Raw genomic sequence first — 249 nt, forward strand, 5'->3', positions numbered from 1 at the left:
TTATCGCGCATTTCGGTCATGATAAAGTTGCCAGTACCATTAATGATACCCGCCAACCAATTGATTTTATTAGCAGCCAGTGCTTCACGCATCACTTTGATGATTGGAATACCACCTGCGACCGCCGCTTCATAAGCGACGTGGACATTATTGGCTTCAGCGAAAGCAAAAATCTCATTGCCGTGCTCAGCCAACAAGGCTTTATTTGCTGTCACCACATGTTTGCCGTTTTTGATGGCGTGCATGATG

General features: G+C 45.8%; 1 pseudogene. It reads right to left on the bottom strand.

The features are described from left to right. A pseudogene (locus AAEY83_RS17430) lies at nt 1-249 on the bottom strand (homoserine dehydrogenase); the annotation flags it as partial.

This window comes from Psychrobacter sp. TB20-MNA-CIBAN-0197, assembly GCF_040309765.1.
GTDB classification, from domain to species: Bacteria; Pseudomonadota; Gammaproteobacteria; order Pseudomonadales; family Moraxellaceae; genus Psychrobacter; species Psychrobacter submarinus.